General features: G+C 71.5%; 16 protein-coding genes. 9 read left to right on the plus strand and 7 right to left on the minus strand.

The annotated features are described in order from the left end of the window. Positions 1-35 precede the first annotated feature (35 nt). The 7 genes from AB0J90_RS29310 (at position 36) to AB0J90_RS29340 (ending at position 5,956) form a co-directional block, all read left to right on the plus strand. On the plus strand, positions 36-1,106 hold the full coding sequence (locus tag AB0J90_RS29310; RefSeq protein ID WP_363601392.1) for an ABC transporter substrate-binding protein: 1,071 nt from the start codon (positions 36-38) through the stop codon (positions 1,104-1,106). Beyond that, a complete protein-coding gene (locus AB0J90_RS29315) occupies positions 1,103-1,939 on the plus strand; it encodes an ABC transporter ATP-binding protein (RefSeq protein WP_363601303.1) in 837 nt (278 codons plus the stop codon). Before AB0J90_RS29310 ends, AB0J90_RS29315 begins: the two co-directional genes overlap by 4 nt. Continuing rightward, on the plus strand, positions 1,929-2,813 hold the full coding sequence (locus tag AB0J90_RS29320) for an ABC transporter permease (RefSeq protein WP_363601305.1): 885 nt from the start codon (positions 1,929-1,931) through the stop codon (positions 2,811-2,813). The genes AB0J90_RS29315 and AB0J90_RS29320 overlap by 11 nt, the downstream gene beginning before the upstream one ends. Positions 2,814-2,841: 28 nt before the next feature. Further along, positions 2,842-3,345 carry an Rrf2 family transcriptional regulator gene (locus tag AB0J90_RS29325; protein ID WP_363601307.1) on the plus strand — a complete coding sequence of 168 codons (504 nt, stop codon included), beginning with the start codon at positions 2,842-2,844 and terminating at the stop codon, positions 3,343-3,345. Positions 3,346-3,371: 26 nt separating this feature from the next. Further along, entirely contained in the window at positions 3,372-4,157 is a 786-nt protein-coding gene (locus AB0J90_RS29330) for a sulfite exporter TauE/SafE family protein (protein WP_363601309.1), read from the plus strand. 414 nt (positions 4,158-4,571) lie between these two features. Continuing rightward, positions 4,572-4,733, plus strand: a complete 162-nt coding sequence (locus AB0J90_RS29335; protein ID WP_363601311.1) for a hypothetical protein — start codon at positions 4,572-4,574, stop codon at positions 4,731-4,733. Then, the gene (locus AB0J90_RS29340; protein ID WP_363601313.1) at positions 4,733-5,956 is read left to right on the plus strand and encodes a putative sulfate exporter family transporter; all 1,224 of its coding nucleotides are present in this window, start codon (positions 4,733-4,735) and stop codon (positions 5,954-5,956) included. Before AB0J90_RS29335 ends, AB0J90_RS29340 begins: the two co-directional genes overlap by 1 nt. 102 nt (positions 5,957-6,058) lie before the next feature. Here AB0J90_RS29340 and AB0J90_RS29345 read toward each other — a convergent pair whose 3' ends face one another. The 5 genes from AB0J90_RS29345 to AB0J90_RS29365 all read right to left on the minus strand — a co-directional run bounded on the left by AB0J90_RS29345 (position 6,059) and on the right by AB0J90_RS29365 (position 11,542). Beyond that, a complete protein-coding gene (locus tag AB0J90_RS29345; protein ID WP_363601315.1) occupies positions 6,059-7,444 on the minus strand; it encodes an MFS transporter in 1,386 nt (461 codons plus the stop codon). A gap of 144 nt (positions 7,445-7,588) precedes the next feature. Further along, positions 7,589-9,784, minus strand: coding sequence for a xanthine dehydrogenase family protein molybdopterin-binding subunit (locus tag AB0J90_RS29350; protein ID WP_363601317.1), 2,196 nt, complete (start codon positions 9,782-9,784; stop codon positions 7,589-7,591). Then, complete coding sequence (locus tag AB0J90_RS29355) at positions 9,781-10,776, minus strand: xanthine dehydrogenase family protein subunit M (protein ID WP_363601319.1); 996 nt, start codon at positions 10,774-10,776, stop codon at positions 9,781-9,783. Before AB0J90_RS29355 ends, AB0J90_RS29350 begins: the two co-directional genes overlap by 4 nt. Positions 10,777-10,780: 4 nt before the next feature. Further along, on the minus strand, positions 10,781-11,272 hold the full coding sequence (locus tag AB0J90_RS29360; RefSeq protein WP_363601321.1) for a (2Fe-2S)-binding protein: 492 nt from the start codon (positions 11,270-11,272) through the stop codon (positions 10,781-10,783). A gap of 147 nt (positions 11,273-11,419) precedes the next feature. Then, a complete protein-coding gene (locus tag AB0J90_RS29365) occupies positions 11,420-11,542 on the minus strand; it encodes a 50S ribosomal protein L36 (RefSeq protein ID WP_326558172.1) in 123 nt (40 codons plus the stop codon). Positions 11,543-11,721: 179 nt separating this feature from the next. Between AB0J90_RS29365 and nhaA the strand changes: the two genes are divergently transcribed. Beyond that, positions 11,722-13,611 (plus strand): Na+/H+ antiporter NhaA, encoded by a 1,890-nt coding sequence (nhaA, locus tag AB0J90_RS29370; RefSeq protein WP_363601323.1) that lies wholly within the window; start codon positions 11,722-11,724, stop codon positions 13,609-13,611. Between the two features lie 56 nt (positions 13,612-13,667). Here nhaA and AB0J90_RS29375 read toward each other — a convergent pair whose 3' ends face one another. Beyond that, positions 13,668-16,592, minus strand: coding sequence for a CHAT domain-containing protein (locus AB0J90_RS29375; RefSeq protein WP_363601325.1), 2,925 nt, complete (start codon positions 16,590-16,592; stop codon positions 13,668-13,670). A 62-nt stretch (positions 16,593-16,654) separates the two neighbouring features. Here AB0J90_RS29375 and AB0J90_RS29380 point away from each other — a divergent pair, with 62 nt between their 5' ends. Further along, complete coding sequence (locus tag AB0J90_RS29380; RefSeq protein WP_363601327.1) at positions 16,655-17,053, plus strand: hypothetical protein; 399 nt, start codon at positions 16,655-16,657, stop codon at positions 17,051-17,053. A gap of 832 nt (positions 17,054-17,885) precedes the next feature. On the opposite strand, the gene AB0J90_RS29385 is transcribed toward AB0J90_RS29380, so the two are convergent. Continuing rightward, on the minus strand, positions 17,886-19,730 hold the full coding sequence (locus AB0J90_RS29385; protein ID WP_363601329.1) for a hypothetical protein: 1,845 nt from the start codon (positions 19,728-19,730) through the stop codon (positions 17,886-17,888). Between the last annotated feature and the right edge of the window lie 11 nt (positions 19,731-19,741).

Consider the following 19,741-nt stretch of genomic DNA (forward strand, 5'->3'; position numbering starts at 1 on the left):
ATCAAACAAGTAGGAATACTGTGGATTGGATGACGATGAGACGTCCCCCGTACACCCGGACCGGCCGGCTGGCCGCCATCGCGGTCATCACCGCGGCGATGCTGGGCGCCACCGCCGCCTGCGGTGGTGACGACGGCGGGACCGGAGAGGGTGGTTCCTCCGGCCCGGTGACGCTGCGCCTCGGCTACTTCCCGAACATCACCCACGCTCCCGCCGTGGTGGGCGTGGAAAAGGGGATTTTCACCGAGAAGTTGGGCAGCAACGTCAAGCTTGAGACGTCGACCTTCAACGCCGGCCCGGCGGCGATCGAGGCGATCTTCTCCGGCGCCCTGGACGCCACGTACATCGGCCCGAACCCGACCGTGAACGCGCACTCCAAGTCCAAGGGCGAGGCCGTACGCGTGGTCTCCGGCGCGGCCTCGGGTGGGGTGGCGCTGGTCGTCAAGGCCGGCATCAACTCGGCCGAGGACCTGCGCGGCAAGAAGATCGCCACCCCGCAGCTCGGCAACACCCAGGACGTGGCGATCCGATACTGGCTCAAGGAGAAGGGCCTGAGCACCAACAAGGAAGGCGGCGGCGACGTCTCGATCGTGCCGCAGGAGAACGCGCAGACCGTCGAGACCTTCGGCAGCGGCGCCATCGACGGCGCCTGGGTGCCGGAGCCGTTCGTGTCCCGCCTGGTCAACGCGGGCGGCAAGGTCCTCATCGACGAGCGCGACCTGTGGCCGGACAAGAAGTTCGTCATCACCAACCTCATCGTCAGCACCAAGTTCGCCAAGGCCCACCCGGACGTGGTGAAGCGGCTGGTCGAGGGACAGGTCGCGGCCAACGACTTCGTCAACACCAAGCCGGACGAGGCCCAGCAGGCGATCTCCGAGCACATTGGCAAGATCACCGGAAAGCCGCTCGACCTCAAGCTGATCAAGCAGGCGTGGCCGACCCTCCAGTTCCTCAACGACCCGATCGAGTCGTCGCTGAAGACCGGGCTGGACCACGCGGTGGCGGTCGGCCTCACCGAGCCGGTCGACCTCAAGGGCCTCTACGACCTGTCCTACCTCAACGAGGTGCTCAAGGCGCAGGGCAAGGCCGAGGTCCCGCTGACATGACGTCCGTATCCACGGCGCCGGACAGCGCGACCACCTCGGTCGCGCTGTCCGGCGTCAGCAAGGTCTACGGCCGTGGCGAGAACGCGGTCCTCGCGCTGGACCGGGTCTCCCTGGACGTCGCCCCGGGGGAGTTCGTCTGTCTCGTCGGTGCCTCCGGCTGCGGCAAGAGCACACTGCTCAACCTGGTCGCCGGGCTCGACACGCCGAGTGGCGGCACGATCCGGGTCGGCGAGGACATCGCGGCATCCGGACCGGAATCGCCGGGTCGCCCACCGGCGTCGTCCGGTCGGCTCCCGTCGCCCGGCCTGATGTTCCAGGAGCCCGCGCTCTTCCCGTGGCTGACCGTGGCGGCCAACGTCGAACTGCCACTGAAGCTGCGTGGCCTGTCCCGTGCCGAGCGGCGCAACCGGGTCGCCGAACTGCTGGACACGGTGCATCTGGGCGACTTCGGCCGGCGGCGGCCGCACGAACTGTCGGGCGGCATGCGCCAGCGGGTCGCGCTGGCCCGTACGTTGGCCCTCGACACCCCGGTACTGCTGATGGACGAACCCTTCGGGGCGCTCGACGCGATGACCCGTGACCTGCTGCACGACGAGTTGGAGCGGATCTGGACCGAGCGCCGGCTGACGGTCCTGTTCGTCACGCACAACGTACGGGAGGCCGCCCGGCTCGCCGACCGGATCGTGCTGCTCTCCAGCCGACCGGGCCGGATCATCTACGAAACCCGGGTGACCACACCCCGTCCCCGCCGGATCGACTCCGCGGAGGTCGCGGCCGTCGCCGCCGAGGTCACCGACCGACTGCGTACGGAGGTGGGCCGACATGGCCGGTGACACCATAACCACCAGGCGGGAGGAGGCGGAGACCCTCTCCGGCCTCGACGCGCTGGAGATCGCCTCCCGGCAGAAGGTGGCTGGCGGCGGCCGTCTGCTCTGGGCCGCGACCTGGCCGAAGCTCGCCGCGATCGGGCTCGCCATCGGCATCTGGCAGGTGGTCGTCTGGACCGGTTGGAAGGACCCCTGGGCACTACCCGGCCCGGGACCCGTCTTCACCGACCTCGGGCAGTACCTGCTCACCTCCGCGTTCTGGGACGGGCTGGCCACCACCGCCCGGCGAGCCGCGGTGGGCTTCCTCGCGGCCGTCGCGTTCGGACTCGTGCTCGGCCTCGCGGTGGCCAGAAGCCGCATCCTGCGGGCCGCACTCGGCTCGATGATCACCGCGCTGCAGACCATGCCGTCGATCGCCTGGTTCCCGCTGGCGATCCTGTTGTTCCAGCTCAGCGAGCAGGCGATCTTCTTCGTGGTGGTGCTCGGCGCCGCGCCGTCGATCGCCAACGGCGTCATCCACGGCGTCGACTACGTGCCGCCGCTGCTGCTGCGGGCGGGCCGCAACATCGGTGCCAAGGGACTGAACCTCTACTGGTACGTGATCGCCCCGGCCGCGCTGCCGGCGATCGTCGCGGGACTCAAGCAGGGCTGGGCGTTCGCCTGGCGCAGCCTGATGGCCGGCGAGCTGCTGGTGGTGATCGCGACCAAGACCTCCATCGGTGCGCAGCTCGTCTATGCCCGGGAACTCTCCGAGGCGGAACGGCTGATAGCGATCATGATCGTGATCCTGGTGCTGGGTCTGTTCGTCGACGCGGCGTTCGGTGTGGTGGACCGGGCCATCCGGCGCCGCTGGGGCCTGCTGCAATCACGACGCAGGTAACAACACGCTCCTGGGGAGGCAGCGGTCCATGTACGTCTCAGCCCGCAGCGACTACGCGATCCGCGCCATGTTGGCCATCGCGGCGGGAACCCGTGCCCACCCGACTCCGGGCGGGCCGGGTGACGTTCCCACCACCGCCATCGGTGAGATTGCCGGCGGCGCTGGTGGGCCGGTCAAGGCCGCCACGCTAGCGACCGCACAGGAGATCCCGCTGAGTTTCCTGCACGGCATCCTGCACGACCTGCGTCGGGCCGGGCTGTTGCTGAGTTACCGGGGTGTCGACGGCGGTTACCTGCTGGCCCGTCCGGCCGCCCAGATCAGTGTCGGGGACGTCCTGCGCGCGCTGAGCGGCTCGCTGACCACCGTACGCGGGCTGCCGACCGAAGCCGCCGCCTATCACGGGGTCGCGACCGAACTCGGCAACGTCTGGCTCGCCGTACACAGCGCGATCGAGGAGGTGGTGGACCGGACGAGTCTGGCCGACCTGCTCGCGCCCCACCTGCACGCGCCCGAACCCGGTGCCGTCCACTGACCGGCTGGGAGGTGGGCGGTTGGGAGGTGAGCGGTTGGGAGGTGAGCGGTTGGGAACTGGGGCTCGCCGTTGTCCTCGGTGCACTCGCCGCGGCCATCGGTACGCCGACCGGAGTCTCCGGCGGTCTGCTCCTGCTACCGCTGCTGCTGACCGTCTTCGGGCTGGGCGGCACCGTCGCCAGCGCCACCAACCTGCTGTTCAACATCGTGTCCACACCGATCGGGATCGCCCGGCAGCGGCGGGTCGACGTCCAGCTGACGCTGCTGCTGGTCGGCTCGGCCGCTCCGGCCGCGGTTGTCGGCGCGCTGGTGAACGTCTTCCTGCTCGGTGACTCGACGGCCTTCCGGGCCCTGGTCGCGGGCCTGCTCGGGGTGGTCGGGGTCAGCGTCCTCGTGCCCCGACCGCAGCTGTCCGGCACCGCCCCGCTGACCGGGCCCGGGCGCTCGGCGATACTCGTCGTGGGCGCCGCCAGCGGGCTGCTCGGCGGGTTCTACGGCCTCGGTGGGGCGGTCCTCGCCGCCCCCGCGACGCTGCTGCTCACGGGGTGGCCGGTGGTCCGGGTTTCGGGTGCCGCACTGGTCGCCACGTTCGTCGTCTCGGTCACCGGGCTGGCCACGTACGCCGGTCTGAGCCTCGCCGGGTACACGGCGGTGAACACTCCACACTGGCCGCTCGGCCTGTCCCTGGGCGCGGGTGGCGTCATCGGCGGTTACTGGGCGGCCAGGTACGCCGCGCTGGTGCCGGACCGGCTGCTCCGGACCGTGCTCGCCGCCATGGTCGGGCTGGGCGCGGTCCGCCTCGTCCTGAGCTGACCTCCACGCACCGCTGACCCCGGCGCGGCCCGCTTGTTCGCAGTGTCGGCGGTCGATGGCCCGAGGATCGAACGGATGGTGAATTGGGGCTTGCTATTCCTATCGACCAGATAGGAATATGGGCCCGTGCTCATCGAGGTCCATCTCACCTCCCGCCGGGTCGTCGACCTGATGCGGGTCGCCTCCGGGCTCTGTCGCCGCTGCGTCCTGGTCACCTCCTGACCGACCTCCGGTCCCGGCGCTAGCCGCCGGTACTTCGGCGGCACCACCGAACCGACCGGCCGGATCCGCGCACCAGCCTCGCCGTACGCCGGTCGCGGTTCCTCGGCAACAGCGCTGACGAGGCGGTCGCCGCCGCCCGAACAACCATCCATTCCGGCTCCGCGGTGGAGCCGCCGTACCCCGAGGAAGACGATGAGCGACGAATCGCAAGCCCGCCCCGACCCGTCGGCATCCCCACCGACCGCGTCCGAGAGCAGGCTCGCCTTCAACGAGGACTGGGCCGCCACCATCCTGGGGCTGGTCCTGCTGGTCCTGGTCCTGGTCGGCGTGATCCCCACCGGGCTGGTGCCCTGATGACCGCCGACGCGACCCGGGCTCCGAGCGAGGCCCGCGACACCGACTCCGTGACCGCCACGGAGGGTACGAGCACCGCCCCCGCCACCTCGGCGGCAGCTGCGACGCCGAGCGAGCCGACCGACGGGGGCACCACGTCAATCCGGTCCGGCGCGTTCTGGGGCTGGACCGCGCTGGGACTGCTCGTGGTCCTCGGGTTGGCCGCGCTGACCCGGTATCTCGAGCAGAACGTACCGGTCTTCTTCGAGGACACCGCGGTGGAGGACATCGCCGGTGCGATCGAGTACCCGGTGTACGCGATCCTGCTCGGTCTGCTCGGCAACGTACTGGTCACGCTGCTCGGATTGCGGGACCGGATCGCCGCCGCGTTCCGTACCGAGTTCTTCATCAAGACCGGGCTGGTGCTGCTCGGCGCCTCGATCAACCTGTCCGTCATCGCCAGTGCCGCCGGTCCGGCGATCGCCCAGGCGATCCTGCTGATCAGTGGCGTCTTCCTGTTCACCTGGTGGCTGGCGGGCAGATTCGGGCTGGACGACAAGCTGCGTGCGCTGCTTGCCGCCGCGGTGTCGATCTGCGGGGTCAGCGCGGCCATCGCCGCCGCGGGTGCGGTCCGGGCCCGGCGGGAGCAACTGGCGTACACCGCGAGTCTGGTCATCCTCTTCGCGTTGCCGTCGATCTTCATCCTGCCGTGGCTCGCCGACGTGTTCGGACTCGAGGACGCGGTGGCCGGCGCCTGGATCGGCGGCAACATCGACACCACCGCGGCGGTCACCGCCGCCGGTGCGCTCGCCGGTGAGGAGGCACTGCAGATCGCCTCCATCGTCAAGGTCACCCAGAACGCGTTGATGGGCGTCGTGGCGGTGGCACTCACCGCCTACTTCACCCTGCGGGTCGAGCGGCAACCGGGCGCGGCCCGCCCCGGGCTCGGTGAGGTCTGGCGGCGCTTCCCCAAGTTCGTACTCGGCTTCGTCGCCGCGTCGGTCATCGCCACCTGGTACCTCGACGGTGCCGGCGCGGACGGCAAGGCGGTCATCGGTGTCGTCAACGACCTGCGGGTCTGGTTCCTGATCCTGGCATTCGTCAGCATCGGGCTGGAGTTCCGGGTCGCGTCGCTGCGGGAGGCGGGTTGGCGGCCGGTCGCCGTGTTCGCCAGCGCCACCGTGTTCAACCTGCTGCTGGCGTTGGGACTGGCGTCCCTGCTGTTCCGAGGCTTCGACGGCTGAGCGGGCAGGGGCCGTACGGCCACCGGTGGGCCCGGCGATCGGAGGTGTGCCGATCGCCGGGCCGCCGCGTACCCGGTCAGACCGTGACCGACCACGGTGGCCTCAGTCGCCGGACCGGTCCAGGGCGAGCTGCTGACCCTGTTCGAGTGGTCCGGCGTCCTGCTCGTCATCGGGTTGCTGTGGCTGGCTGGCCGGGTCCGGCACCACGTCGAGCGGGTGGGCCAGTTCGTCGCGGGGCATCCTCGCCAGGACGATCGCCAGTACGGCGATGACCGCCGGCAGCAGGCCGGCGAGGGCGAAGGTGCTGCGCAGGCCGAGGGCCGCGCTCACCGGCCCGGCGATCGCCATGGACAGCGGCATGAAGATCAGCGAGACGAAGAAGTCCAGGCTGGACACCCGACCGAGCATGTGCGCCGGCACCCGGCGCTGCAGCAGGGTGCCCCAGATGACCATCGGCGCGGAGAAGCAGATGCCGACCACGAACAGGGCCACCGCGATCAACCACGGGTGGGTGGCGAAGCCGACCAGGGCCAGCGGCAGGCAGCCCAGGCCCCAGAACAGGTTCATGATGGTCAGGTAGCGCCGGGGCATCCGCAACGCGGCCATGCCCAACGCGCCGATCGCGCCGCCGACCCCGAACGCACCCAGCACCAGGGCGTGCGCGCCGGGGCCGCCGCCGGCCCGGTCCTTGATGGCGAACGGGACCAGTACCTCGATCGGACCCATGATCAGCAGGATCAGCAGCGACGCGTACAGCAGGGTGGCGAGCAGCCACGGTGTCCGTGCCATATAGAGGAAACCGTCACGCAGGTCGACCAGGGTGCCCCGGACCGGATGGCTGGTGCCGGCCGGGCGATCGCTGCGCAGTGGCACCGGGCGCAGGGCCAGCAGGAACACCACACCGAGCGCCTCCAGCAGGGTCACCACCAGCAGCGCGGCGCCCGGAGACCAGGCGGCGATCAGCGTGCTGGCCACCGCCGGCCCGGCCGCCTGCATGATCGTCGGCCGGAGCATGCTCTCGACGCCGTTGGCCGCCATCAGGTCACCGGTCGGCAGGATCGAGGGCAGCAGTGCCGAGTACGCCGGATAGGTGAAGCCGTTGCCGGCGCCGATCAGCAGCGACACGGCCGCCAGGTGCCACAGGTCCAGCAGTTCGGTGAGGGCCAGCGCGGTGACCAGCCCGACGGCCAGCGTACGGGTGGCGGCCACGACGAGCAGGATCCGGCGCTGCGGGATCCGGTCGGCCAGCACACCACCCAGCAGTGCGGTGACCAGCATGCCGCCGGCCATCGCGGCGGAGACGAAGGAAAGCTCGGAGGGGCCGCCGTCCATCGCGATCACCTGCCACACGATGGCGATGATCCAGACCCCGGAGGCGAACAGTGACATCGTCAGTGAGCCGGCCAGCAGACGGTACTGGCTGCTGCGGAACGGGCGCAGGGGGCCGCGAAGCCACCCCGGTCCGGCCGCCCCCGTAGTAGCAGTCACTGCCTCTCCCTCCGTACGCGCGGTCGTCTGGGGTCATCGTGCCCGAAGGGACTGACCAAAACGCGCTCATTCCCCACCCGGCAAGCCTGCAACCTCAACGGTTGTTGAGGTCAAGGGTGGTTGTCGGCAACGGCGTCGGAGGACTCAGCCGCCGCCCAGGATCCTGGCCGGGGTGATCGGCAGGTCGCGTACGCGCACGCCGACGGCATCGAAGACCGCGTTGGCGACGGCCGCGGCGACCCCGGTCGCACTGAGTTCTCCGATGCCCTTGGCCCCCAGCGGTCCGGCCAGTTCGTCGTGCTCGTCGACGAAGGCCACGTCGACCAGCGGCGGGATGTCGGCGTTGACCGGCAACGCGACCCCGGACAGGTTCTGCGAGTGCCAGCGGCCGAGTTCCGGCTCGAAGTGGCTGGCCTCCATGGTGGCCTTGCCCCAGCCCCAGACGATGCCGCCGACCATCTGGGCCCGCGCGGTACGGGTGTTGATGATCCGACCAGCGGCGTAGACGCCGGTGGCCCTGCGTAGCCGGACGAGCCCGAGGTCGGGATCCACCCCGACCTCGGCGAGAACCACCCCGAAGGTGCGGACCGCCACGTCGCTCGGCCCGGCATCCACCTCGGCGCCGCCGGGCAGGCCGAACGAGCCCTCGACCACCAGCGGTGTGCCGTGCCGGGACAGGAGCAGGGCCACCGCGACGGCTTCCGTTCCTCGGCGCAGTTCGCCGTCGGCGCAGTGCACCTCCGACGGAAGCCAGCCGGCCAGTTCGGCGAGGCAGTCCCGCAGGCGGGTGGCCGCGTCGAGTACGGCGGCGCCGACCCCGATCGTGGTGGACGACCCGTAGCTGGGCGGGGCGAGGGGCAGCGAACTGTCGCCGCTGCGGGTCCGGATCTCCACCGGTGGGATCCCGAGCACACTCCCGGCGATCTGCGGGAACACCGTGTGCGGCCCCTGACCGATGTCGGCGAAGCCGCCTTCGAGGGTCAACCTGCCGTCGAGGTCCATCCGTAGCCGTGCCCGAGCGGGGAAACGGAACTGTCCCTGGGTCGCGTCCGCGATCCCGCACCCGATCCGCCAGTGCCCGTCCCGGGTGCCGCCCCGCGGCCGGGTACGCCAGCCGAACCGGCGCGCGCCCTCGCCGTACGCCTGGACCAGCTTCTTCGACGACCACGGCTTGCCGGTGGACGGCTCCCGGTCGGCATGGTTGATCAGCCGCAGGTCGATGGGATCGATGCCGGTGGCGCGGGCGAGTTCGTCCATGGCGGCGCCGAGCGCCCAGGTACCCGGTCCGTCGATGGGGGAACGCAGGAAGGTCGGCAGGTTGACGTTGCCGCGGCGTACCCGCTGGGACAGGGTGATCGCGGGGGCAGCGAACAGGGCCCCCGCGGTGACGGATCCGAACTCGACGTAGTCCTCGGTGAGGGCGGTGGTGTTGACCACGTCGTGCCGGATCCCGGTCAGTGTGCCGTCGTCTTGGGCGGTGAGTGTCACCTCGTGCTCCATCAGCGGCTGGTAGCCGACGATCGAGTACATCTGCGCACGGGTGAGCACCAGCTTGATCGGCCGGCGAAGCACGCGGGCGGTCATCGCGGCGAGGATCTCGTGTGGCCAGACGTACGCCTTCGCGCCGAAGCCGCCACCGGTGTAGTGGGAGATGACGTGCACCCGCTCGGCGTCGACGCCGAAGACGGCTGCGAGGGTCGCTTGGACACCGAAGATGTGCTGTACGGCGTCGTACACGGTGAGGTCGTCGTCCGCCCAGACGGCAAGGATCGCGGACGGTTCCATCGGGTTGTTGTGTCGTGCGGGTTGGGTGTAGGTCCCGGTGACGGTGGTGGCGGCGGTCCGGACGGCGGCATCGAGGTCGCCGAGTCCGACGTCCAGCGGCGCGAGTCGCGCGTAGCCCGTATCGAGCGACGGGGTGCCGATCGGCGCCGTGTCGGGAACCGCGAACGGTGCCGGCTCGACGCGGACCACTACCCGGGTAGCGGCTTCCTCCGCGGCCTCCAGCGAGTCGGCCACCACGATCGCCACCGGTTGCCCGTGGTACAGGATCCGGTCGTCCTGCACCGGCACGTGCCTGGTCGCCAGCGGCGGAATCGGGGCCCGCGCGAAGTCCGCGGCGGGTGGTGGCAGGTCGCCGGAGACGAGAACGGCAACCACCCCGGGTACGGCCAGCGCCGCCCGACGGTCGATGCCGGTGACCCGCCCGGCCGGTACGGGTGCGCCCACCAGTACCGCGTGCAGTTGCCCGTCGAGGTGGTGGTCGGCGGCGTACCTCGCCGCGCCGGTCACCTTCGCCGGTCCGTCGAGCCGGGCGACCGGGTCTCCGATCCGGGTCATGGTCGCATCGCCGGTTCCCCGGCGGCTGCCCGTTCGATCGCCCGGAGCACCGCGTTGCGGGCCAGCGGGATCTTGTGCGCGTTGTGCGGGAGCGCGCGGGCGTCGTCGAAGCCGGCGGCGACTGCCGCCTCGACCTCGGTCGAACCGATCGTGCTGTCGATCAGGAGCTGTTCGGTGCGGTGCAGGCGCCAGGGCCGCATCGCGACGGATCCGAGGGCGATGCGGGCGCCACGGATCGTCGTACCGTCGATTTCGAGGGCGACGGCGGCGGCGACGATGGCGTACTCGTAGCTGGCACGTTCGCGGACCTTGACGTACGCCGACCGGCGGGCCGCGCCCGGTAGCTCGATCCGGGTCACGATCTCGTCCGGCCGCAGCACGTGGTGCGCCGTCGGATCCTGCGACGGCAGGACGTGCAGGTCGCGGGCGGGTATTCGACGGCCTCCCCGAGCCGACTCGGTGACCAGGACCGCGTCCACCGCCGCCAGCGCGGTCGCCGGATCGGCGGGCTGCACGGCGACGCAGTCGTCCGTCCAGCCGAAGATGGCGTGCTGGTCGTTGATGCCGTGCCGGGCGGCGCAGCCGGAACCGCGTCGGCGCTTGTTGCACGGCGTCGGCGCCTCCGACCGGAAGTACGGGCAGCGGGTCATCTGCAGCGGGTTTCCGCCGATGGTGGCGAGGTTGCGCAGTTGGGCCGAGGCCGCCTGGTGGATCGCCTGGGTCAGTACGGGAAACCGGTCCCGGACCAGCGCGTGCCCGGCGACGTCGTTGAGCCGGGCGAGTGCGCCGATGTGCACCGTGTCGTCGGCGAGTTCGATCGCGGACAGGTCCGGAAGGCGGTTGATGTCCACGACATCCGAGGGACGTGACACCCCGAGTCGTATCCAGTTGACCAGTTCGGTGCCGCCCGCGAGCACTGCGGCGCCGTCGGCGTCGGCAGCGGCCATCGCGTCGCCAAGAGTGTCGGCCCGATGGTAGGTGAACGGGTACATGCCCTCACCCCGCCGACGCGGCCCGGACCGCGGCGGTGATCTGCGGATACGCCGAGCAGCGGCAGATGTTGCCGCTCATCCACTCGCGGATGTCGTCGTCGTCGCGGGTGTGGCCCTCGCTGATGCAGCCGACCGCGGACATGATCTGACCGGGTGTACAGAAGCCGCACTGGAAGGCGTCGTGGTCGATGAACGACTGCTGGACCGGGTGCAACCGCTCGTCACGGGCGAGGCCCTCGATCGTGGTCACCCGCCGTTCGTGCAGCGACGCCAACAGGATCATGCAGGCGTTGACCCGCCGCTCGTCCACGAGCAGCGTGCAGCTTCCGCACTCGCCGCGGTTGCAGCCTTTCTTGGTCCCGGTCAGGTCTAGCGTTTCCCGAAGGAAATCCAGGAGCGTCGTGCGGCAGTCCGACTCCCGGTCGACCTCCACGCCGTTCACGGTCAACCGGGTACGCACCGTGGGTGGGGCGCCTGGCGTGGACTGCGCGGCCAACCTCTGCTCCCTTGCCGGACCGGACGCGGCCCAACGTGAAGGGGTGGAGGCCGCGCCAGTCGACGATATCGGGAACAGAATGCCAGTTTGGTCACTTAGCGAATTATCGCCGGTTTATCCCGAGCTGGGGTATTGCCAGCGGCCCTACTAGGCCTGGCGGCTCTTCCACCGAGGGTTGGCCCGGTTGAGCACGATGACCCGGCCACGGCGGCGAACCACCACCGAGCCCGGCCGCTGCTTCAGGGACCGTAGCGAACTGCGAACCTTCATGACTGCCTCCATCCGGTTCCGGAACCGACCTGATCGGCCCGTCCGCCAGAGACAACGCCTCCGGCACTGTCAAGATTCCCTGGTGAGCAGGGGCGGACCGGGCATGGGTGCGGTGGAGCGGATGGGTGGAATGTCGGATTCCGGCGGCTCCGTGCCGGTGCGGCGGAACGGGCGGATCGGTGACTGACTCCTCCTCGTCGCGGATGCGGGGACGGACCGTACGCACTCGCGAGGTCACCGCGCCGCTGCGTACGTTCATCCGTACCGAGGCGGGCAGTGCCGGTGTGCTCGTCGTGGCCATCGTCGCGGCACTGGCCTGGGCGAACCTGGGTCCGGACTCGTACGAGGCGGTCTGGGGTACCAAGTTCGAGATCCGGCTCGGTGACTTCGGCACCGTCCACGAACTGCGTACCTGGGTCAACAGCGGGCTGATGACGCTGTTCTTCCTGGTGGTGGGACTGGAGGCGCGACGGGAGTTCGACCTCGGCGACCTACGCGACCGGCGACGGTTCGTCCTGCCGTTCAGTGCCGGCGTGGTGGGCATGCTGCTCCCGGTGCTGATCTTCCTGCTCGTCAACCGGGGCGGCCCCGGCGCGCACGGCTGGGGGGTGGCCATGTCGACCGACACCGCGCTCGCCCTCGGACTGCTCGCACTGCTCGGGCGGGGCGTACCGGACCAGGCACGGGTCTTCCTGCTCACCGTGCTGGTGGTGGACGACCTGGTCGCGCTGGTGGTGATCGCGGTCGTCTACAGCGACGACATCAAGCTGATGCCGATCATCGTCGCGGTCGTGATCTTCGCCGTACTGCTCGGTCTGCGGGCCCTGGGCCTGCGGCGCGGTGTCGTCTACGCCCCCTTCTGCATCGCCCTGTGGGCCGCGCTGCTGGCCAGTGGTGTGGATCCGGTAGTGGCCGGGCTCGCCATCGGGCTGACCGCGACGGCGTACGTGCCGCCACGTGGCGCCCTGGAACGGGCCACCGGGCTGTTCAAGCTCTTCCGGGAACAGCCGACCGCGGAACTCGCCCGCTCCGCCACCCTCGGCCTGACCCAGACGCTGTCGCCGAACGACCGGCTGCAACGCATGTACCACCCGTGGACGAGCTACCTCATCGTCCCGCTGTTCGGGCTGGTGAACGCCGGCATCGCCATCGACGGCGCCTTCCTCGTCCGCGCCTTCACCTCCCCGGTGACGCTCGGCATCCTGCTCGGGTACGTGGTCGGCAAGCCCGTCGCCATCCTCGGCGTCTCCTGGCTGCTGACCCGGCTGACCGCCGGCCGGGTCCGTCCCACGGTCGGCTGGGCGGCGGTCCTCGGCAGCGGCACCATCGCCGGCATCGGCTTCACCGTCTCGCTGCTGATCGCCACCCTGGCCTTCGACGAGCCGCAACTCGCCGAGGCGAAGATCGGCGTACTGGCCACGGCTGTCGTGGGGTCGGTGCTCACCTGGGCCGTGTACCGGATCACCAACTCGCTGCCGAAGCCGCGCCGGGCCCGCGCGCTGCTGGGCGACACCGAACAGCTCGTCGACCTCATCCCACCCGTCGACCCGGAGCGGGACCACGTACGCGGGCCGGCGGACGCCTCGGTCACCCTGGTCGAGTACGGCGACTTCCAGTGCCCGTACTGCGGGCAGGCCGAGCCGGTCGTACGCGAACTGCTCACCGACGCCGACCTGCGCTACGTCTGGCGCCACCTGCCCCTGACCGACGTACACCCGCAGGCGCAACTGGCCGCGGAGGCGGCCGAGGCGGCAGCGGCCCAGGGTGCGTTCTGGCCGATGCACGACCTGCTCCTGGACCACCAGGACAAGCTGTCGCTGAACGACCTGCTCGGATACGCCGACCAACTCGGCCTCGACCGGGAGCGCTTCCGCAACGACCTGATAGAGCACGAGCACGCCGGCCGGGTCGCCCGGCACCTCGAATCGGCCGACCTGAGCGATGTGTCGGGCACGCCCACCTTCTTCATCAACGAACAGCGCCACTACGGGGCGTACGACATCTCGACCCTGACCACGGCGATCCGGACCGCGCGTGCCCGCGCCCGGATCGGTGCCCGACCGAACTGAGCTTCCGGGCGCCGCTGCCCCTCACCGCGATTGTGCCGGGAGACTGGAGCGGCCGGTCACGGTCCGGTGTGGACCAGGGGAGCCCACAGCTCGGGTCGGTCTGGCTGTTCCTCCCGCACCCGGGCAACCGCCCGGTCGAGCGCGTACGCGGCGCCGCTCGCGTCGGGTTCACCACCGGCCGTGAGGTGGGCGTACACCGCCTCCGCGACCTGGGCCGCCACCCGGTCCGACACCGCCCACTGGCTGCCTATGACGTGTCGGTAGCCGGCGAGTTGCAGCGCCGCGGTCAGGTGGATCGCCTCGTCGGGCAGGTCCCGCCCACCGGCCGCGGTCCGGCAGGCCGACAGGTAGGCCAAATCCGCTCCGGCCGTCGCCCCCGCACCGGAGCGCGCGGCCAGGGCGGGGCTCGACGACAGGTCCAACACGCTGAGCCGGCCGTCGCTCAGGTGCAGGGCGCTGGCGCTCGGGTGGTCGAAGTCCTGCCGGGCATGGCAGGCGAAGTGTGCCCAGCTGTGCTGGCCGAGGGCGGCGAGGACCGCCGAGGTGGTCGCACCCGGCCCGCTCAGCAGACGTACGCCGGGCAGGTTCTCGCTGACCGCGCGGAGCTCGTCGGCGACCGCCGGCAGCGGTGCCTGACCCGGCGTCTGGGCCAGGCCGACCGCGAACACCCGGGCCGGTCGGGCCGGAGCGGGCCCGGACCGGGCCCGCAGCAACGCACCCAGGCCCGAGGTGTACGAGGAAACCAGTCGCGCCGTCACCGTCGGCCGGCGCCGCTCACGCAGTGCCCTTCCCGCGCCATACCGCCCGGCGGCGTGCAGCGGCAACATGGTCAGCGGCCCGGTCGGACACCACCACACCCGGCGCCGACCGGTAGGTCCGTCCTGCTGGGCCGGCCCGATTCCGGTTGGCGCCGGGCCGAGGATCTCGTCCAATGCCGCGCAGACCGGCTCGGCCAGCGTGTCCCACAGCCAGCGCTGGATCGAGATCAGGGTCTGCCGCAGGTGCGTACGCGCCAACGCGCCGCTGCCGGACTCGGCCTCCCGCTGCGCCGCGAGCAGCGCGCCAGCCCGGCTCTGTACGGTGTCGTGGTCCAGCCACGGCAACGGCACCGGGTGCACCTCGGTGGGCGTGATCACCAGCGCGTCGCTGCGCCACCGGGTGGTACTGACCATGATCACCGGCCCGTGGTCGGCGGCCCGCCGCAGCGTCTCGAACCGCGGCGCGGCGAGGAACTCCTCGAATCCCGGCTGGCTCCGGGCCTCGGCGAGCAGTCGCTCCCAGCGCTCCGCCAACCGACGCAGGCGGTCCGCCTCGCCGACCGTCGCGGAACCGGCACCGCTCGCCATGGTCAGCAATTCGAACCTGGTGCCCGGATCGCCGGTGTCCGGTGCGCCGGTCGACCAGGCCGCGCCCTCGCCGTCCAACGCCCGACGGGTCTCGTCCAGCCGCGCGGCCAGTTCCGGGGCCGCCGCCGCCAGCGCGGACAGGTCGCTGCGGGTCTGCACCGCCTGTGACCAGAGCACCTGACGCCCGTGTTCCAGCAACTCCACCGCCCGGCGGGGCTGACCGGCGGCGAGCGCCCAGGCCGCCGCGTCCGCGCCCAGTCCGGCCGACTTCGCGAGCCGCTGCTCCTGCACGGACCGCTCCAGCCCGCGCCAGGCCAGCACCGGCAGCAGTCCCACCGCGACCGAGTACGCCTCCAGCGCCAGCTTGGCGTCGCCGACATCGGTGGCGGCGGTCGCCCAGGCGGTCGCGGCCGCCATCTTCACCTCGATCGGTCCGATCCGCGAACCGACCGCCGCCCGCCACAGCCCGACCGCGGAGTCCAGGTCGGCCGTCGCGCCCGTGATCATGCTCCGGACCCGGAATGCCGTGGCCAGCACGCTCAGCGCGCGGGTCCGGTCCGGGTTGCCCGGGGACAGGCCGGACAGCGCGACCCGTCCGATTCGGACCGCCTCCTCCACACCGGCCGGGTCACTGCCGAGACGGGCCCGGACCAACACCATGTTGGCCAGGTTGGAGCGGTGGATGGCGAGCCTCGGGTCGTCCGTGGAGGCCCCCTCGACCGCCTCGCGGGCGGCCTGGACCGCCGCCTCCACGTGGATTCCGGAGTCACCCTTGAGGAAGTGCCCGAACAGCACCACCGCGTGGTTCGCCAGGAACTGCGACCTCAGCCGCGGGTACGTCGGCAGCATCGTGATCACCTCACGGCTGGTCCGGGTGGCCTCCTCCAGATCGGCCGCCGGACCGCCCCGCATGTGCCGCTGCCACAGGGCGTACGAGAGGTTGGCCTGGACAAGCACCCGCTCGACGTGGTCGGCGGACATCCCGGCCAATATCAGCCGGCACAGCTCCACCGCCTCGTCCACGTCGGCCATCCGGCCCAGTGCGGCGAACCTGGCGATCAGACAGATCGTCAGCAGGCTCTGGCTGACGAACAGACCGACCGGTTCGTCGACCGTGGCGACCGCCTCCTTGGTCAGCCGTACCGCCTCGTCCAGGTCGGCGAGCTGGCCGAACCGGCTGTACCGCAGGCGGCGGGCGTACCCGAGGTTCCGCAGCGCCCCCGCCCGGTTCGGGTGATCCGGTGTGGTGCCGGTGGAGGCCGCCGTCCCGGCGGCGAGTGCCTCGTCCAGGTCCGCGAGTTGTCCGGTTGCCTCGTACCGCTGGCACAGCGCCCAGCACAACTGTGAGCGGGTCAGTGGGCGCAGCGGGCTGTCCGCCGGCACGAGGTCGACCGCGGCCCGCGCCAATTCGACGGCGTGGTCCAGGGAGGCGCCGGGGGCGGAGTCCCGGACCCGCAGCACGATCACCTCGCAGAGCGTCAACAGCGCGTACGGGCGTTCGGGGGCATCGCCGGGCACCTGCCGCAGCAGCTCCTCGGCTCGGGCGATGGCGGCAAGATCCCGCTGTTCCCGGTAGCGCCCGATCAACTCGATCGCCCACGCGACGGGATCCTCACGCTCCTCCGACACGGGCACCCGACCAGTAGATTGAACGGAGCGTGTTACCGTCAAGACCCTTCGTCGAGGGAGTCTCTACAGTGGATCGTTCGCTCGTGGCGACCGAGCGGCTGACCCTGGCCTACCTCTGCACCCATCTGCCGGCCATCCGGGACCTGGCCGAGGCGGGCTCGTGGTCGGAGAATCTCGAGTGGGCGATCGGCAAGGTCCGCGACGGTGGATCCGCCACCGTGGCCTGCCGCGAACTCGGCCTGTCTCCCGAGGGACCGGGCGGCGTCGACGAGACCCGCCGCTCGGGGTCGGCCGGGCCGCCCGGCAGCACCGGTGGGCGGCTCGTCGGACTCCCCGAGGTGGTTCTCACCGGGCAATACCGCTGCCCCTCCGGCCGCTGCAGCCGTCGGGGGCAACGCGACGACCGGGGCCGCGTACCGTTCTGCGAACTGTCCGACGTCACCATGCTGTTCCACGCCGACCCGTGATCGAGATACTGCTGGGCGAGGTCGGCCGCCGCCTGTCCGACCGGTGGCTGGTCCGGGCGGTCGGCCCCGGCCTGCTCTGGTGCGCGGTGGCGGCACTCGGACTCTTCCTCGGCCACAGCCACCCGCTCGGGCTCGACGACGCGCTCTACCGTGCCGAGTCCGGCATCGACGAACTGCTCGGTCGCCCGACCCTGGCCGTGCTGAGCGCGGTGCTGGCCGTACTCGTCGCGACCGTGGTCGGCCTGACCGCGCGGGCCATCGGTGCGCTGGTGCGGGCCGGCTGGCTCGGGCAGTGGCGCGGGCCGCTACGCGGTACCGCGGCCCGGCTGGCCGGGTACCGCCGGCAACGGGTCCTGGCCCGGCTCGCCGCCGACCGGACCACCCTGCCGGCCGCGTACCTGCCGGAGCGGCCCACCTGGATCGGGGACCGGATCCGGCTGGCCGACGCCCGGGTGGGAGCGCAGTACGGCCTACGTCTGGGACTGATCTGGCCACGGCTGTGGGTGCTGCTCGACACCGAGGCCCGCACCCTGGTCCACGACGCGCGCGACCGGTTCGAGCAGGCCGGCACGCTCGTCGGCTGGGCGGTGCTGTACGCGACGCTGGCGGTCGTGTGGTGGCCCGCGCTCCCGGTCGCCCTGGTGCTCGCGAGTCATGGCTGGTGGCGGGGGAGGCAGGGCGCCGGGCTGTTCACGGACACGGTGGAGTCGATAGTGGATCTGCACCACCGACGGCTGGCCGAGGTGCTGGGGCATACCACCGAGGCGGGCCGGCCGCTCGCGGTGGCCACCGCCGACGCCATCAACGACCAGTTGCACAAGGGTGCCAGCCCTTACCGGCAGCGCCACGATTCCGGTGCGGTGAGCGAGGCCACGCCGAGTTCGGACTCGACCGGGGCGAGCGAGAGCCGGGAACGCCAGCACGCCGTGCGACCGCCGCTGTCCGGGGCGGTCTGAAACACGACGTTCGCCTCCGTCCGGCCACCCGAACCGGTCCGCAGCCCGATGAGGGTCGCCTTCGGGAACGGGCCGCGTCGCACCAGTTCGGCGAACCTGTTCCGTTGCGTCGCGTCGGGTGTCGCGCCGGCCAGCCCGGTGAAGGCCTGCTCCTGGTCCTCGGCGCTGATCGCGCAGAGGAAATCGGACGTGGCGAGCGCGGCCGCGCCCACGCGTGGGCTGTCCTTGGCGAGGCCGGGTCCGATCTCCGTCCGCAGTATGCAGATCAGCGGCAGCGGCAGGGTGAAGCCCGTCGGTGCCAGTCGCGACAGGTCCGGTATCCCCGGTAGGCCCGAGGCGGTCGGCAGCCAGCGGGGGAGTGCCGTCCGCTCCGGCAGCCCGGCCGGGTTCGGTAGGAGGGAACGGAACGGTGCCCCGGTCGGCACCCGGCTCGCCGAGCTGCCACCCACGTCGCTGCCACCACTGTTGACCAGTCCGGCGATCACCGCGACGGCGATCACGACGATCGGAATAATCCACTCCCAGGCCGGTCGTCGGATGGTGACGGTGGAGGCCCGCATCGGGGTTGTCGTGCCCGGTCCCTGCCCCGGTCGGAAACCGGCGGACCCCGGCGTCCGGCCCGCCGGTCCGGCACCCGCCCGGCCTGCCGCTCGGGCCGAGCCCGGCCGGTCTCCAGCCGGGTTCCGCCGCAACCCCGCCAGCCGGATCCGGCGCCGCAACGGCGGACGCCGGGGCCCCTCGGGAATGCGGTTGATGACCGAGTCCAGTTCGGTGATCCACTGCGCGGGCGGGACCCGTCGGGCCGGGTCGGCGTCCAGGCTGCGCGCGGCCAGCACGCGCAACGTACGCGGCAGGTACGGCGCCGCGGCGGCGGGATCACGCAGGTGCTGGTGCCCGGCGAACAGGCGCACGGCGAACAGCCCGAGCTTGTACGCGTCACTGGCCGGGGTCGCCAACTCCTCCGCCGGCACCGCCGGCCGCAGCGCGGGTCCGTCGGTACCCCCGCCGGTGTCTCCGGTCCGGTGGTGCGGACCGGACGGCCCGGGTACGTCGGTCGTCCCACTGTCACTCGTGCCGGCCGGATCGTCGCCTGCCCGAGTCGGCACCTGCCATTCCGGCGTCTCCGCCTGCGCCAGGACGGAGTCGCCGTCCAGTCGCATGGCGTCGCAGTCGATGAAGTAGCACCGGGGCCGGGCGGTCATGCTGAACAGCAGGTTGTTCGGGGAGAAGTCGCCGACGGCGATCCCGAGCCGGTGGAACAGGGCCAGCGCCTCCGCGGTGTCCCGGAGCAGTTCCATCCGCAGCCGGTCGCCGATGTCGAGCCCCCGGGCGTGCAGGTAGTCCTCGCTGTTGAGCAGGTACTGCGCCTGGGCGAGTACGGTCGCCGGCCCGCTCGGCAGGTCGAGCGTGATCCGGTAGTCGTCCGGCACCCGGGGCATGAGGAAGCCCCGGACCACACCACCCTTGCGTACGATCGCCACCGGCCAGGCGGCGAGTCGCCGCAGGACCTCGGCGTCCGACTCGTCGACCCGCTCGGCGAGTTGGACGAACCGGACCAGGGAGGCGACGTCGACGTTGTCGACGAACTGTGGTGCGTACTCCTTGAAGACCAGGTCCGGGGTCCGCTCCGGGGCGTACACGGTGCCCTGACCGCCGACACCGATCCGGGTCAGCGGGCCGAGCCGGGCCAGGTCGACCTCGGGCACGGGTGGATCCGCCATGACCGCCCCTC

It is taken from the genome of Micromonospora sp. NPDC049523 (genome assembly GCF_040676775.1).
In the GTDB taxonomy this organism is placed as follows: domain Bacteria; phylum Actinomycetota; class Actinomycetes; order Mycobacteriales; family Micromonosporaceae; genus Micromonospora_G.

Coding starts and splice junctions, on each gene's coding strand:
- AB0J90_RS29355 (WP_363601319.1), bottom strand. CDS start 10,776: ATGTACCCGTTCACCTACCATCGGGCCGACACTCTTGGCGACGCGATG.
- AB0J90_RS29340 (WP_363601313.1), top strand. CDS start 4,733: ATGACCGCCGACGCGACCCGGGCTCCGAGCGAGGCCCGCGACACCGAC.
- AB0J90_RS29350 (WP_363601317.1), bottom strand. CDS start 9,784: ATGACCCGGATCGGAGACCCGGTCGCCCGGCTCGACGGACCGGCGAAG.
- AB0J90_RS29325 (WP_363601307.1), top strand. CDS start 2,842: ATGTACGTCTCAGCCCGCAGCGACTACGCGATCCGCGCCATGTTGGCC.
- AB0J90_RS29310 (WP_363601392.1), top strand. CDS start 36: ATGAGACGTCCCCCGTACACCCGGACCGGCCGGCTGGCCGCCATCGCG.
- AB0J90_RS29385 (WP_363601329.1), bottom strand. CDS start 19,730: ATGGCGGATCCACCCGTGCCCGAGGTCGACCTGGCCCGGCTCGGCCCG.
- AB0J90_RS29335 (WP_363601311.1), top strand. CDS start 4,572: ATGAGCGACGAATCGCAAGCCCGCCCCGACCCGTCGGCATCCCCACCG.
- AB0J90_RS29315 (WP_363601303.1), top strand. CDS start 1,103: ATGACGTCCGTATCCACGGCGCCGGACAGCGCGACCACCTCGGTCGCG.
- AB0J90_RS29320 (WP_363601305.1), top strand. CDS start 1,929: ATGGCCGGTGACACCATAACCACCAGGCGGGAGGAGGCGGAGACCCTC.
- AB0J90_RS29365 (WP_326558172.1), bottom strand. CDS start 11,542: ATGAAGGTTCGCAGTTCGCTACGGTCCCTGAAGCAGCGGCCGGGCTCG.